Raw genomic sequence first — 16,480 nt, 5'->3', positions numbered from 1 at the left:
GGTGCCGCAACAATACGAAGCGCTGCTTCGGCTGCTGTCAGCTTTCGAGCTATCCTTGACGATTCATCATTCATACGTTTTCGCAAACCCCGCCGACCAGGCTGCCAGGGTGACCTTCGGGTGTTGCATGGCATGCGCAGCTTCGGAACATGGGTCTTTGCGGAGCCTCAGGAAAGACCCATGACCCAGGAAATCGGCGGCTTTGCCGCACTCGGTATTCACTCCGCCGTACTGGCTGCCATCAGCGCAGTCGGCTACGAAGAACCATCCCCCATTCAGGCCCAGGCGATCCCGGTGATCCTCGGCGGCCACGACATGATCGGCCAGGCGCAGACCGGTACCGGCAAGACCGCGGCCTTCGCGCTGCCGATCCTGTCGAAGATCGACCCGGCCCGTCGCGAGCCGCAGGCGCTGATCCTCGCGCCGACCCGCGAGCTGGCCCTGCAGGTCGCCACCGCGTTCGAAACCTATTCCAAGCAGATGCCCGGCGTCGGCGTCGTCGCCATCTATGGTGGCGCACCGATGGGCCCGCAGCTCAAGGCCATCCGCCAGGGCGCGCAGATCATCGTCGCGACCCCCGGCCGTCTGGTCGACCACCTGAGCCGCAACAGCGCACTGCTGTCGACCATCCAGTTCCTGGTACTCGACGAAGCCGACGAGATGCTCAAGCTGGGCTTCATGGACGATCTGGAAGTGATCTTCGAAGCCATGCCGGAAAGCCGTCAGAGCGTGCTGTTCTCCGCCACGCTGCCGCACTCGATCCGCGCTATCGCCGAGAAGCACCTGCGCGAGCCGCAGCACATCAAGATCGCCGCCAAGACCCAGACCGTGGCGCGCATCGAGCAGGCACACCTGATGGTCCATGCCGACCAGAAGATCCCGGCCGTGCTGCGTCTGTTGGAAGTCGAGGATTTCGACGCGCTGATCGCCTTCGTGCGTACCAAGCAGGCCACCCTGGATCTGGCCGCCGCGCTGGAGGCCAAAGGCTACAAGGCCGCCGCACTGAATGGCGACATCGCCCAGAACCAGCGCGAGCGCGTCATCGAATCGCTCAAGGACGGCCGCCTGGACATCGTCGTGGCCACCGACGTCGCTGCCCGCGGCCTGGACGTGGCGCGCATCACCCACGTATTCAACGTGGACATGCCCTATGATCCCGAGTCCTACGTGCACCGCATCGGTCGTACCGGCCGCGCTGGCCGCGATGGCCGCGCGCTGCTGCTGGTCACCCCGCGTGAGCGCCGCATGCTGCAGGTCATCGAGCGTGTGACCAACCAGAAGGTCGCCGAAGTGCGCCTGCCCAACGCCCAGCAGGTGCTGGACGCCCGCATCAAGAAACTCACCAACGGCCTCGCGCCGCTGGTGGCCGATGCCGAAGCCAGCCATGGCGAGCTGCTCGACAAGCTGATTGCCGATATCGGCTGCAGCCCGCATGCCTTGGCCGCTGCGCTGCTGCGCAAGGCTACCAACGGTCAGGCGCTTACTCTGGCCGAAGTGGAAAAGGAACAACCGCTGGTACCAACCAGTGGTCCGCGTGAGCGTTCCGATCGTCCAGAGCGCAGCGGTGATCGCGAGCGCCGTGCGCCGATGCCGCTGGCCGAAGGTCGCGCTCGCTGCCGTACCCCGCTGGGCGCACGCGACGGCATCGCCGCGCGCAACCTGCTCGGTGCCATCCTCAACGAAGGCGGCCTGGCCCGCGAAGCCATCGGTCGCATCCAGGTGCGCGACAGTTTCAGCCTCGTCGAGCTGCCCGAAGAAGGCCTCGAGCGCCTGCTGGGCAAACTCAAGGACACCCGTGTCGGCGGCAAGCAGTTGAAGCTGCGTCGCTATCGCGAGGACTGAGGGTTACATAGCAAAGAAAAAGGCGAGCTGATCAGCTCGCCTTTTTTGTATCTGCCAGAACCCCAGGACCCGACAGATCCCACATCCCGTAGGAGCCAGCTTGCTGGCGATCCCCGAGCCTGACGTAGGGTGGATGGCCGAAGCCATCCACGCGGGGCGGAGTTGAGTTATCCGGGTTGCCTTCCTGCCCCGCGTGGAAAATCGCGTCGCGAGTTTTCCACCCTACAAGCTCAGGCTTGTGCCTGTGGGAAGGGCGGAGCGGATCGGAAGGTGCCCGCACCATCATCCCAAAGGGCTCGGCGTTAGAAGCTTCGCGCCGAGGTCGGCGCTCCCACGGATTGCGGCTTGCCACGCTGCCCTTGTGGGAGCCGCGCCCTCGCGGCGAAAGGGTGACGGTGCCCACGCAGGAGCATGGGCACCATCATCCAAAGGGGCTCGACGTTAGAAGCTTCGCGCCGAGGTCGGCGCTCCCACGGATTGCGGCTTGCCATGCTGCCCTTGTGGGAGCCGCGCCCTCGCGGCGAAAGGGTGACGGTGCCGCGCAGGAGCATGGGCACCATCAGCGTTTATCTTAACGAGAGACTCGTCAGCTCTTGCCCTGCTCGGCTGTCAGGTCGATCAGGCTGGCCCAGTTGCTCATCGAGATGAAGTGGCAGTAGACCAGATGCAGCCAGCCACGCTCGCGCCAGCGCAGGAACTCTTCGCTTGGCAGCTGGTTGAATTTGGCTTCGTCGATCACCTTGAAACCAGCCAGGCTGAGCTTCTGCCCCGTCGCGAGGCTGACGTCGGCACGGTTATCGACCAACAGCTCGGCCTTGGCCAGCGCCTCGACGAATTCGCTGGTGAATGCATGGTGCCCTTGGTAGTCGCGACAGAAGGCCAGGGCATTGTCGAGCAGTTCGGTCGGCTTGCCGTCGTTGAACAGCCGCCGCTCACCGTCGTCGACCAGGCCCGGAGCGGCCTCGTCGATGCACAGGGTGTATTCCGACTTGTCGGCATTCTCCATGAAGATGAACGGATAGCGGCGCACATAGGCCGGAACGTAGCCGGCCTGCCATTTGCCTTCGGCATCGACGAACAGGTTCTCCTCGCTGCGTAGGCCGAGCAGCGCGACGGGCAGCGGCTTGTCGCCATCGGCGAACAGGATGGGGAAATGTTTGCACGCCAGGGTGAACTCGGCCGCTACCAGCGGCACCGAGTTGCTGCTGGCAGCGAACAGATAGTTGGCCGTCTCGGCCAGGGCAAGGTTGGCGTCCTGCTCGGCGTGAATCGGACGCGGCTTCTGGTAGAACGCAGGCAATGTCTTTTCGGTCATGTTCGTTACTCGATCTGGCTCGTCGGTTGAAGTCGTTCGCAGTTGATTAGAGACCACAAAGCAGTGGTGCGTTCTCGTCACCTTTCACACAGGTGCCGGCCTGCGGCGCAAAGTCCTCCGCGACATCGAGCACCTTGGGCGATGCATAGGCACCGAGGGCGTCAGGAGTCATGCCAAGCGGGCTGTGCGTGTGGATGAACAGGGACGTGACCGATGGCGTCGTCGGAATTGCCGTCTTGGGCACGGTTACCGCAATCACCTGACTGATCATTTCGTTGTCGCCCCAAGGGGTTTCGTTGATGAAGTAAGGCGCTCGGGTGAGCTTGGAGTCGATTTCGCGTGCGGCCTTGCGGCCACCGACGATACCGATGCTGCCGAACAGGTTGGCCGATCCGGCGGTGGGGACGCTGAGGCGCGCCACCTGGATCAGGTTGCGGTTGGTCGTGTTACCGGAGGGCAGGCCGATATTCAGTGCGCCGGTGCCGGAAGATAGGGTCAGCCAGGTTTTCGGTGCATACAAGCCGTTCATCACGATATCGCCGGTGGTGGTGAAGTTGGCCTTGTCGGACAGGATTTCCGCCACCGTTTCCAGCTTGATGCCGCCATTGGAAACGGTGATGGTCTCCGGCAGATACACATGGGCGCCGCCGGTCTGGGTGAAGTCCTTCTTCGACAGGATCGGACCGTTGAAAGCGATCGTCCCTGCTGCATCGCTGTTGTGCACCGTCAGGACGCCTTGATCGGCGGTGACGCCTGCTTCGAAGACGAAGCCGTCTCCGCTCAGCACGATACCGTCCGCACCATCGGCCCGCAGTTCGCCACCGAAGCGGGTGAGTCCGCCGGCCGCGGCCTGTTGCACGCTGGATACGTGGACGTTGGAGGCGAAGTCGATGCTGTCGCCTGCGTCGATCACCAGCGCGCCCAGCGGCGAAGTACCGCCAACGGCACCTTGCACGACGATATCTTCACCAGCCGAGAGCGTCAGCGATGAACGGTTGCCGCTGTCCAGCGTGGAGCCGAACACCAGTGAGCCGCCGGTGCTGCTCAGGGTGTGGTCGCCGCTGAGGCTGACTGCGCCCTGGTAGAGCTGCTCGCCAGTGGTGATCAAGGAGCCGCCGGTGAAATCGGTAGTGCCGACGACCGTCAGGCTGGCCAGCGGGGCCGTGTCGCCCTGTTCGCCGCCGATCACCGCATTACCTTCGATGCGCAGCGATTGCCCGCCCGCGGTCACACCGCCGACGCCCTGGGTCAAGGTCACTTTGCTGGCCTTGAGCACGGTATCGGCGTCGATGACCAGGGTTTGGCTGTAGTGTTGCTCGCCGGTGGTGGTCACGCCGCCCTTGATCGCACTGTTGCCGGTCACGCTCAAGGTCGACAAGGCATTCTGGGAGCCGACGGCACCCAGCGTCGCATCACCTTCGATAGTGAGTGACTGGGCACCTTCAGCGCTGGCGTCCACGCCGGCCAGCAATACGACTTCGCTGGCCTTGAGCACGGTGTTGGTGGACAGGGTCAGATGCTCGCCGTAGCGCTGCATGCCGGTGGTGTCGATCGGCCCGGCGGCGATTTCCAGCACGCCGCCCGCATCGGTTTCGAGCGAGGTCGCTTTCAACGGTGCGGCGAAGCGGCTGGTGCCATCGCTGACGACCGATATCGCGCCCAGGCGCTCGCTGCCACCGACCTCTGCGGAGAAGGTCACGTTGCCGGTAGCGCTATCGATGGTCAGGTCGTGGCCACCATCGAGGGTCGAGACAAAAGTCACGTTGCCGCCGACGGTTTCGAGCTGCGCGTCTGCACCGAGCGTCACCGCACCCTGGTAGGTCTGGTTGCCGGTGGTGCTGATCAGGCCGCCCCCGAGCTGAGCCGTGCCGCTGATGGAAAGCGAGGTCAAAGCCTGGTCGGCGCCGATGGCGCCCCGCACATCGGCATCACCGACGACGGACAGGCCATGAGGACCGTCGGCGCCTTGAGCCAGCGTCACCAGGCCGCCAGTGAGCACCACGTCGTTGTTCAGCACCAGGCGCTCGCCGTAGTACTGGTTGCCGGTGGTATCCACGTTGGCGCTGACGCGAACGTGGCCCGGGTCGTCGGTGTAGACCGACGCGGCCCGGACGGCGGCGCCAAAGTACGATTCGCCAGCGGTGTCGATCCGGACCGCGCCGACTCTCTCCAGGCTGCCCAGGGCACCCAGGAAGGCCACATCCCCCGCGTTTCCGCTGATCAGTCGCAGATCATGTCCGCCATCGACCAGACCGTCGACAGTAATGCCGGCGTTCTGGCTGGTGAGCGTGCTGTTACCGTCCAGGCGCACATTGTTGTAGCGCTGGGTGCCGACGGTGGTGATGGCGTCCTCGAGCAGCAGATTGCCGCTGCCGTTGACGACCAGCCTGGCCAGCGCCTCGCTTGCGCCGACAGCATCGCTGAATCGAACAGTGCCGGTACCGTTGGCGATGATCAGCTCCTGCTCGCCATCCACCGTTTGCAGGCTGACATTGCCGTTGCCTGTAACGATGGCCGTAGAGTCGGTCAGTTGCGTGGCGCCTTCGATGGTGAAGCCGCCGCCGTTGGTCATGTAGGTACCACCGAGCCGGGTGGCACCCTTGTAGGACTGAGCACCGCCATTGGTGGTAGCGCCCACCAGGGAGATGTTCGTCGCCTCGATGCTCAGGCTCTTCAGACCGCCGGCGTGCTGTGCGAGCGTCACGTCGCCATTGTTCGCAGCGAGCTCCACGCTCAGGGAGCTATTGCCCGCCATCGCACCGAGAATGGTGATGTCGCCATCTTCGGCAGTCAGGCGCAGGGTCTTGTCTGTGCCGGAGGTGATGAAGTTGTTGGCGACGAAGCCACTATCGTTGGTGAAGTCGATGTTGCCGGTACCGATCACGTCGACCATGCTCAGCTGGCCCTGGTTCTCGATCACCAGATCGTGGGCCCCACTGCTCACATAGAGGTTTCCGGTCTGGCTGTTCAGCTGGGTGTCGCCACCCTGGCTGCCGGTCACGAAGCGCAAGCTGCCGGCGTTGGCAGCGATGCTGCGCGGTGTGGCACCGCTGCTGAGTACATCGGTCTGGCCTTCCAGGCGCAGGTTGCCGGTTGTGGTCAAAGCATCTGTCGGCAGCTGCAGCACACCACTGGCGAGCAGAGCCAGGTCGCCAGTAGCGGGGGCGGACACCCGGTGCGCGTCGAGATTGCCGTTGGCTTGCAGGTAGACCTTGCCGTCGGCAGGTATTTGAAGCGGAGTGCCGATGGTCAGGTTGCCGCTATTGCTGATCGCTACCTGATCGCCCAGGACTCCAGTATCCAGATGGATGGAGGTGACCTGGGTACGCAGCGCATCCACGGCGCCGGTCATCACGTCGGTGACAGCGCCAATGTTGCCATTGGCGGTAATCGACAGGTCAAAACCGCGAACGTTGGTCGCATCATTACCCAGACGGCCCACGTCACCCGCGGAAACCAGTACCACCTTGCCATTAACGTCACCTGCGCGCAGGTTCCCGAGCAACAGGCTGCCGCTGGTGTTCTGCAGGCGGATGTCGTTACCGACCGCATCGCTGCTGGAGGTTACCGAAGCGGCGGAGAGCGGCCCGGCCGAGCGGATGTCGATGGCGCCGTTCTGGGTACGCACATTGTTCAGCAGCAGGCCGGCGACATTGGTGTCGTTCAGATAGAGGTCGCCTGTGCCGGTCACTACCGCATCCAGGCGGTTGGTGCGGGTCTGCAAGGCCCGGCTGGCATCGCCGATGCCGCTGACGGCCGTCAACGCGACCTGAGAGCCGATGATCAGCGAGGTTTCGGCATCGTCCGCCTTGATGGTAGCGCCCGACAGTTTGACGTTGCCGCCACCGGCATTGATGTTGCCGGCGTAAAGATTGCCTTGTGCGCTGGCATCGATGGCGCCACCGCTGGAAAGCAGGTTGCCCAAGAACAGATCGTTACCCGCACGGACCACGATGGCGCCGCCATTGGACGCGACCACGGCCAGGGTGGAGGCTTCGCTGGGTGACAGGTAGATGCTGCCGCCCTGGCTGCTCACCGTGACCTTGCGGCCAATGGTGTTCAGGCCGAGGCTGCTGGTGCCGACGCCCCCGAAGCCGGTGCTAATGATGTCGATGCCCTGGCCGCGAATGGCTTTGCCTGCACTTTGGGCAAGAATGCTGTTGGCGGTCAGCATGACGTTGCCATCGCCGGCATTCAGGTCACCAGCGGTCAGCGTGCCGCTGGCGCTCACGCTGATATCGCCGCCAGCGGAGCTCATGCTGGTCAGCAGCACATTGCCGTTGGACTCGACATAGGTGTCGCCGCCATTGGCCTCGGTGGTCAGGCCGCCGCTGAGATTGCTGGTGCTCAGGTGAATGTCGCCGTTGCCGGTAACTTTGGCGGTGACCGGGTTGCTGCTACCGGCCGCGATGCTCACTGCGGCGTCGGCTGTGCCGATGCCGTTCACCGCTTCCAGAACGATGGCGCCGGCGTTACTGCTGAGGCTACCGCTGCCCGCCAGGATGCTACCGGCGGCCTTCAGCGACAGCGAGGTCCCGCTGCCGTAGGCAAGGGCGCCCAGAAGGATGTCGCCACCGTTGCGGGTGACCACGCTCAGGTTGCCGCCGGCACTCAAGTTGTCCAGCTGGACGCTGCCCTGGTTGTCCAGATTGATCAGGCCCTGTGCGTTGGCGCTGATGCTGCCTACGTTGGTGAGTAGCGCCTGTCCGACGGTGCCGATGGAACCGGCGGTCGGGGTGGTGCCACCGGTATAGCGGGTGGCGGTAACGTCCAGGCTGCCGGCCGTAATAAGCGAGCTGCTGTTGATGGCCGTGATGCTACCGTCCTGCTGGTAGCCACTGCTCTTCAGGATGACGTTGCCGGTGCCGACATCGATGGTGCCGATCTGCAAGGCACGATTGGCGTTGAAGGTGAAGTCCAGGCCATTGGCTTGCAGATTGCTGATCGCGTTGTCGCTGAGACTCGCGATGAGCCCGCTGGCCTGTACGGAGATGGCACCGCCGGCGGTGTAGTTGCTGTTCTTACGGGTAATGGCCAGGCTGTCCAGCGCCTGGTTGTTGCTGACGTAAATGTCCTTCGGCGAGATCAGCGTCAGGTGCGGGGTAGCCACGTTGATGCGTGTGCCCGAGGTACCGATCGAATAGGCCTCCGAGGCATTGGTGTAATCGGCCGACAGGGTGACTTTACCGCCAGTAATCAAATTGCTGCCGTTGAGGCCGGAGATATTGCCCCGATTCGCAGTCAGCGAGACGTCCGAGGCGCCTCCATTGATGTTGCCTACGGTCAGGCCTTTGCCGGCGGTCAGTGATACACCGCCGGGAGCGGACACACTGGTGGCGATCAGATTGTGGGACTCGTTGATTGCAATGCTGCCGGTAGCACCGCGATCGTTGGTGCGGGCAGTGGCGGTCAGCGTCGTGGTGCCTTGGCCCTGCGCCGTGGTGGTGATCGCACTGATGTTGCCGATCGAGCCGTAGGCATCCAGGGTCGCGTTGACTACATTGGTCAGCGAGCCGCTGACGATCGAGCCGCCCTTGTTGATGACTTCGAGGTTGTGGCCGTTGAGATTGATGTTCCCCAGGGCGATATCGCCTTGCGCATTCTCCAGATAGGTATCGCCATTAGCGGTGATGTTGTCCAGCGCCGAAGGGTTGCTCAGCGCCATGCGCACGCCGCCGCTCTGGGCGTTAGCGTTGGCTGTTGCTGCATAGGCACGTACCGTGCCGTCAGCGCCAATGGCACCTTCAGCCCTAAGTGAGAGGGTGCCAGTGGTGATCTTGTGATCTACGTTGCCGTCGCCGACGATGCTGGCGCCATTGCTGGTGCTCAGATTCAGCACACTGGTCTCGCCCAGATCGATATCGCCCAGCACCAGTGAGCGCCCGCTGTAGTAGTTCAGGCGCAGGCCGCGGGTATCGGTGATGTTCAGGGTCGTTCCGTTGACGCTGTCGACAGCACTGTAGGTCAGGTCTGGCGCGGTCAACTGGTAATTCGAAACCGTGCTGCCACCCTGACGCTGGGTGTTTACCGTCAGTTCGTCGAGGTGGACGTCGGAGGCGAGGTAATAGTTGCCCGTGACGTCCAGACTCAGCCGCGGTGCGGAGAACTTCAACGCACTGCCATCGGCACCGACGCCGGCACCGTTGTAGGTGATGAACGACAGGTTGGCTGCGGTCAGGTGGCTGCTGGCATCCTTGGCGAGGATGCCGGTATTGCTGATCAGCGTCAGCGAGCCGCCGTTGGTGACACCTTCCGGTGAGGTGTCGATGGTGCCATACACCAGATTGTGCCCATTGGTGCGGCCGGTGAAGTTGAGGCCGGTAGTGTCGGTCACGGTGTCGAGGTAGGTCGCGCTGCCGTCGTCATTGGCGACGAAGGTGAGCGTTGGCGTAGCCGAGCCGAACGCCGGGCCGGAGGTGATCCGGTAGCTGGCGCCGTTGCTACCGCTCTGGGTGTTGTGGAAGCTCAGCGCCGACAGGTCGAGCGTGTTGTCGACGTATATATCGCGGCCCGCAGTGACGCTCAGGTTCAGGGCGTGGGTGGTAAAGGCGTCATTATTGGTGCCGATGGAATCCCTCGCCGTCAGGCTGATCTGGCTGGCGTTAAGGGTGGCACCATTGCTGATCAGACTGCCACCGGTCGAATTGGCCGAAACTGTACGACCACGCTGCCCATCGATTTCCGCGACGGAGATGTCGCGGTCGCCGCTGAAGGTAAAGTCCAGACCGCTGGCATCGCTGACTTCGCTCAGCACGAAACGGCTGCCGTCATCGACGATATCGAACGCCAGTTGCGGAGCGGTGACCTGCAGCACGTTCTGGCGGCCCGGGTCTGCGTGATTGCTGGTGACTTTCAGGCTGTAGAAGTCCGAGACGCCATCCACATAGAGGTCGCGCCCGGTGCGGGTGCTGAGCTCACGCACGTCCAGGACCATATGCGAGGCCGCGCTGCCGATGCTGCCACTGGCGGCTTCCAGCGTCAGGCTGGTGGCCTTGATCGCCGCCCCGTCGTAGAGGATCGAGGCATCGTTGTGGATCTGGCCGCTGCCCAGGGTGAGGTTGCCCAAGGTCAAGTTGCCGGCACCGCTATTGGAAACGTACAGATTGCCGCTCACGTTGCCCGAGAGCCGCGAGGTGGTCAGCAGCAGCGGCGAGTTGCTGTCGTTACGAACGCCCACAGAGCTGCCGTTGAGCGTGACTTCACCAGCGGTGATCCTTGCGCTGGCGTTAAAACCCTGCACAGCGGAATTACTGGTCAGAGAGACGCTGCCGCCCGTGCGGGTGTTGACGGTGCCGATGGTCAGGGTGTGGCCAGTGTTCACCGTGAGCGCTAGGTTGCTGTTGGATACCAGATTGTTCAGCCGCAGACCGTAGGTTGTGTCGTAGCTAATATCGCGAGAGGTGAGATTGGCGGCAGTAATCGCGTAGGTCGCGCTGTTGCTATCGTTATTGACGTTGGCGGTCAGCGAAAGGCCGGAAAGGGTGCCGGTGTTGGTTACCGAAACGTTGCCGGCGGAGGCGACCGACAGATTACTAGCGGTCGTATTGATTCCGGTGATGCGACCGTTTCTGTTGGAAGCGGACAGGCTCACCGAGCCTGCAGTGATGTGGTTGCCGGCGTTGCCGGTAATGGTTGGCACCATGCCGGTGTTGATATTGGCGCCGCCGGCAGCGGTCAGGCTGACGGTGCCGCTGCTGCCCGTGTTGACAGTACCTACGGCGATCGCGCGGTCGCTGTTCAGACTGAAGTTCAGGCCGCTCCACGAAACGTTGCTTAGCGTGGTGGTCGTAATGCTGTCGGAGACGTTGAAAGTCCGGCCGGAGGAGGCCAGGCTGTAGGTATAGATCGGGCTACCCGATGCAGTGCTGTTGTGGCGCAGCGTCAGGTCGAGACTGCCCAACGTGCCGCTGTGGTCGATGTAGAAACTGCTGGAAGTACCCACCTTGAGGTTGGAGGTGGCGACGTTCAGCGCATCGCCGCTAGCGCCGATGCGACTGTAAACAGCGTCGGCCGAGCCGTTCTGGGTGTACAGGTTCACCGAACCTGCACTGATGCCGCTGCCGGCTGCTTGGCTGATGGCATTGCGGCTGCCGCCGCTGGTGCTCAGGCTGACGCTGCCGTTGGCGGCGACGCTACCCACTGCGATGTTCTTCTTGCTGGTGAAGCTGAAGTGGTTCAGCCCGGTACCGGCGACATTGTTCAGCGTGTGGGTATAGGCGCCGTCATCGCTGATGTCGAAGGTCTGGCCGGGCGCGGCGATGGCGAACTGGTTGGCCGTGGCGCCGCTGTTGTTGACGGTCAGTGCCAGATCGGTCAGCCGGGTATCGCTGGTCACGTAGAAGTTGTTGTTCGCCTCCAGCGACAGGTCGCGCGTACCGGATAGCAGCAAGGTGTTGTGGTCGCCGCTGGCGCCGATGGATCCGCTGGCCTTCAGTGCGACGCTGGCTGCCTCGATATGCGCCGTGGTCTCGTTGCGGTCGGTAGTGATGTTGCCGGCGCTGGTCAGGCTGGCCGAACCGCCCTTGGTATCGATATGGCCGACACGGATGCCATAGCCGTTGCTGGTGAAGCCGAAGTTCAGCGTCCCGTTGGCGGTGATGTCCTGCAGGTAGTAGAGGCCATCGGTATTGCTTGCTTCGAAGCTGCCGATGTTGCCATCCGCCAGATTGATGCTGGCCGGCCAGCCTTTGCCGGTCAGGTACAGATCCGTGAGGCTACCCTGGTTTGCCAGGTTCATCAGCCCGTTGGCGCTTGCGGTCAGCTTGCCGGTGGCCAGGCCCAGGGCGGTATCGGCGCTGCCCAGCGCACCGTTGGCGTCCAGGGTGATCGTCGCCCCACGCACGCGTGTGCTGGTATCGCCGTCGTCCAGCAGACTGCCGCTGCCGGTCAGATACAGGTTGGCGCTGCCCGCATCGATTTCGCCAAGACGGAAAGTGCCATTCTGGTTGTTCAGCGCGATATCGCCACCCTGGGTGCTGGCGGTAACCAGGCCGGAGATGTTGAGACGCAACATATTGCTGGCACTGCCCAACGATCCCTTGGCATTCAGGGTCACGCTCGCACCCTGCAGCGTTCCGCCGCTGTAGTTCATCGAGCCATTGACGGCATTCAGGCGGATGTCGCCCTGGGCATAAACGGTACTCAGCAGCAAATCGCCCTGCAGGGCATTCAGCGTAATGTCGCCACGGTGGGCATAGGCTTGGAAGGTGGTCTGGTTGAATGTCGAGTTGGTGGGCATTGCCAGCACCAGGTCGATGTCGCCATTGTCTGCGGTGGTGTAGATGGATTGAGCCACCAGCGTCAGCGGCGTGTTGTTGCTACCGATGGACCCATTGGCGTTCAGGTTCAGGCTATTGGCCAGGATTCGAGTTGTGGCATCGCCGTCGTCGAAGATCGAACCCGTGGAGCTGGTGAGGTTCAGGTATCCACCGCGGGTGAGATCGATATCGCCCAGGTACAGGTCGCGGTCGCCGTTGAAGGTGAAGGACAGGCTGGTGACATCGGTCAGCGTGTTGAAGCGATAACCGTCGGTCGCGTCCGTAAGGTCAAGAACCAGCGACGGAGCGGTCAGCCGGTAGCTGTACCGCGCCTCGGGGTCGAGATGCCGGCTGGTCAGGTTCAGGCTCGACAAGTCGGCGATGCTGTTCAGGAACAGATTGGCCGCCGTGTTCAGGCTCAGTGAGCCGGTATTCACGTTGAGTGCATGGGTCGCGTCGCCCAGCGAGCCGTTGTTGGCTGTGAGGGTGACGTTGTTGCCGGTGATACGGGTCTGTGCGTTGCCGTCGTCGAGGATGTCACCGAAGGTGGCGCGGAGCGCGACGGAGGAGGAAGTACCACCACGCACTTGTCCAACAACCAGCGTCTGGTCGCCGGTGAAGGAGAAGTTGTTGAGCAGGGCGCTGTCGACATTGGTCAGGGTGTAACGGTTGCCGTCGTTGCTGACATCGAATTTCTGGAAGGGCGAGCTCACCTCCAGAACATTGGCGCGCCCTTCGATGGCGTGGCTGTTGGTGATGTGCAGCGTGTTGAGGTTGGCGCCATTGCCGACATAGATGTCGCCGCCGCTGGTCAGATACAGCTGCTGGGCTTTGGTGGACAGGCGGTCGGCACTGGTACCCAGATGCAGCGAAGCGGACAGGCTGGTGCTGCTGCCACTGATGATGCCCGTTGCGGCGTTGCCGTCGTCGAAGATGGAACCGTCCTGCGCATTGAGGTTGACGCTGCCCTTGGCGTTGACGCTCACCAGCGTCGTATCGCCCTGGACATTGGTCAGGTTGACGTTGGAGTTGCTGGATAGCAGCCGCTCGACCCGCACATCACCGCTCTGATTGATGGTGACCGCGCCACTACCCTGCACATCGAGGAATTCGGCGCCGGTGTTGACGTTGACGTTACTGCTCGAGGCGGTATCCAGCGTTACCCGGCGTCCGCTGACGCGCGTGTTGTAGTTGGAGTTCACGGCACCGCTGCCGAGCAGGCGCAGCAGTACGTCGGCGAGGTTGCCCGAGTCGATGTCACCCAGGTTCAGGTAGCCCTTGGCGACTTCTAGCTTGATGCCGTTGGCAGGGGAAGAGGTCGAGGAAATCAACCGGACGGCATTGGTGTTGCCTGCCGTCGTGAGGTCGATGGCGCCATTGCCGGAGATGACGTCCAGTGTGGCAGAGCTGCCCTTCAGGTCGGCATAGACGCCGCCCAGGCCCGCGTTGGCGGTGAAACCGGTGGCGTTGCTGAGCAGCCGGTTACCGGCGCTGCCGATGGCACCGGTAGCGGTGAGACCCAGGCTACCCGCGTCCAGAATGATGCCACTGTCGGTCGTGATGTCGCCGGCGTTGGCGTTCAGCGAAACCGCTTGATTGGTGGCGGACAGGCTCTTGAGCAACAGCGTGCGGCTGGTGGCTATATCGACGCGGCCGGTGGCCAAAGCGGACAACGCAAGGTCGCCAGCATTGTTCAGGTACAAGCCGCCGTTCAGGGCCGTGGCCTGGATCGAAGGACTTTCCGTGTTCAGCGCCTGCCCGTTGGCGCCGATCGCGCCAGTGGCGGACAACCTGAGTGAAGCGGCGCGCAGCAGGTTGTCGCTGCCCGCCAGCAGGCTGCCATTGGTCGAGGTGAGTTGAAGGTCGCCATTGCCCAGGTCGAGGGTGCCGAGCCGCACGTTGCGATCACCGCTGAGGGTGAAGTCCAGGCCGTCTTGGACTACGCGCTGCAGGTCGTAGGAGTTGCCGTCGTCCATCGAGAATTCGAGGCCGTCGGAGCTTAGTGCATAGGTGTTGTTGGCGTTAGGCAACACGTGGCGGCTGGTAATGGACAGGCTGTCCAGGCTGCCATCGTTGGCCACGTTCAGGTGTCCACCGGTCTGCAGCACCAGTGCAGATGTCGCGGTGTTCAGGGCGGTGGTGGCGTTGCCCAGGTTGCCGGTAGCGGCCAGCAGCGAGACCTTTGCACCGCTCAATACGGCATTGTCGGACAGGCTGCCTATGGACGCCGCGACCGACTGCACGGTGATATTGCCGCTCCCGGCGTTCAGTGCGTTGCCCAAGGTGATCCCGCTGTTGGACACGAGGGAAATGTCGCCGCCGTTGCTGGTCAGCTTGCCAATGTTGCTCAAGGTGCTGCCTACACCCAGGGCTTCCAGGTTGATACTGCCGCCCTGGGTACGGATCTCGGTGTTGGCATCGGCAAAGACGATGCCGTCGCTCTTCAGCGAGCGGAGGGTGAAGTTGTTGCCTGTACCCGTCTTCAGGTTGATGAGATTGCTCGCCATCTTGTCGATGGTGATCAGGCCGTCGGCTTCCAGCGTGATGTTGGCATTGGCTGCACGATTTTCCAGCCAGCCGCGGGTCACCTCGTTGCCGGTGCCGTCGCCGCTGGTGCTGCTGTTATCGATGATGCGTAGCGTCGCCGGGTCGATCAGCAGGTCGCCGGTCTTGCCCTTGGCCGCGCTGAGGTCGACATCGCCTGTCAGCATGATGGTGTCGCGGCTGGAAACTTCGGCGAAGCCGCCGTCGCCGCCTTCGGCACCACCTTTGGCGGAAATCTTGCCGGCGAAGCGGGTGGTTTTATCGGCCAGCACGGTGACCCGGCCGCCATCGCCTTTCTTCAGCGCATCGGCCTTGAGAGTGGCACTCTCGGCCACGGTTACGCTCTCGCGTGCCCAGGTGCCGTTTGCAGTGCCATCATTGCCGACAGCGATCTGGCCGCCGCCTGCGTTGCCGGAGGCGTCGATGAGGGTGTTTTCCCCGACGTTGATGGCGTTGCCGGTAGCGATCACGCGACCGCCGACTTCAGCTTCAGCGCTGCCCGTTGCGCTCAGCGTGCCAGCGATGGCAACGCCGCCGTTGTCCCCGCCAGACAGCACGATCTTGCCGTTCCTGCTGCCGATGGAGTTGGCCGCGACCACGCCGTTGGTATTGATGACGTTGTCGATCACGCCTTTCACCGCCCGTGCGGAAAGCTCGATCGAACCGCCGTCGGCCGAAATACTGCCGGAGTTGATCACCAGCGCCTTGCCTTCGGCACCCTGAGGGGCCTGGCTGACCACCGAGCTGGCATCGAAACTGAGCAGGCCGTCGCCCTGGAAGTCGAGGGTGAAGGTTTCAGCGCCGGCGAGGGCAACCTTGCCGAGCCTGGCCTTGATCACGCCGGAGTTTTCCACGCCGGGTGCTACCAGAGCGGCCAGGCCCGCATCGCGAATGCTGATGTCGCCCTGGTTGACGATCCGCGCGTTCTTGTTCGCCGAGGCTTCGGCAAAACGGTAATTGCCGGCCATGAAATCGGCATCGCTGATATTGGCCGTACTGGCTACCAGGCCACCCACATCGACGCGGGAGGAGGGGCCGAAGACCACCCCGTTGGGGTTGACCAGCATCACCGTGCCGTTGGCATTGAGGCTGCCATAGATGGCTGATGGGTCGTTACCGGTGACGCGGTTGAGGGTGACGCTCTTGGACGACGGTTGCTGGAAATTGACCGTTTCCCCGGCACCGATACTGAAGCTCTGCCAGTTGATGATCGCCTTGTTCGAACCCTGGACGATATTCAGGGTGTCCGGCGTGGCCTGGACGATACTGGCGTTGCCGGCGACCACGGTGCCACCGGAAGGGGCAGCCCAGGCGCTGGCGGAGAGCAGGGAGCCCAGTACGTAGATGCTGGCGGCAGCAGTGACCATGCCCAGCAATGGCTGGCCTGCGCCACGCCCGGCACTGATGCCGGTGGCTTCGGCCAGGGCGGTGCGCTGGGCGACTGAGGGAAGGGAAGAGCGCTTGGCCGAGGGCGTTACCGAGCGGGCGATACGGCGAAAGGAGAATGTGCTCATTGGAATAT

The 16,480-nt window shown here is 63.1% G+C and carries 3 protein-coding genes; 1 reads left to right on the top strand and 2 read right to left on the bottom strand.

The features are described 5' to 3' along the window. Window positions 1–180 precede the first annotated feature (180 nt). On the top strand, window positions 181–1,842 hold the full coding sequence (locus ACN0V1_RS19500; protein WP_417546583.1) for a DEAD/DEAH box helicase: 1,662 nt from the start codon (window positions 181–183) through the stop codon (window positions 1,840–1,842). 586 nt (window positions 1,843–2,428) lie between these two features. Here the strand turns inward: ACN0V1_RS19500 and ACN0V1_RS19495 are convergent. Both ACN0V1_RS19495 and ACN0V1_RS19490 read right to left on the bottom strand, forming a co-directional pair. Then, window positions 2,429–3,157 carry a SapC family protein gene (locus ACN0V1_RS19495; protein ID WP_312905596.1) on the bottom strand — a complete coding sequence of 243 codons (729 nt, stop codon included), beginning with the start codon at window positions 3,155–3,157 and terminating at the stop codon, window positions 2,429–2,431. A 46-nt stretch (window positions 3,158–3,203) separates the two neighbouring features. Next, a complete protein-coding gene (locus ACN0V1_RS19490) occupies window positions 3,204–16,472 on the bottom strand; it encodes a filamentous hemagglutinin N-terminal domain-containing protein (protein WP_417546582.1) in 13,269 nt (4,422 codons plus the stop codon). Window positions 16,473–16,480: the final 8 nt, after the last annotated feature.

The organism is Marinobacter sp., from assembly GCF_048266785.1.
GTDB lineage: Bacteria > Pseudomonadota > Gammaproteobacteria > Pseudomonadales > Oleiphilaceae > Marinobacter.
The sequence above is the reverse complement of the archived record's forward strand: the minus strand, read 5'-3'. Positions and strand labels throughout refer to the sequence as shown.

What these genes read in the sequence shown, in the direction of transcription:
- ACN0V1_RS19500 (WP_417546583.1), top strand. Translation starts at nt 181, where the DNA reads ATGACCCAGGAAATCGGCGGCTTTGCCGCACTCGGTATTCACTCCGCC.
- ACN0V1_RS19495 (WP_312905596.1), bottom strand. Translation starts at nt 3,157, where the DNA reads ATGACCGAAAAGACATTGCCTGCGTTCTACCAGAAGCCGCGTCCGATT.
- ACN0V1_RS19490 (WP_417546582.1), bottom strand. Translation starts at nt 16,472, where the DNA reads ATGAGCACATTCTCCTTTCGCCGTATCGCCCGCTCGGTAACGCCCTCG.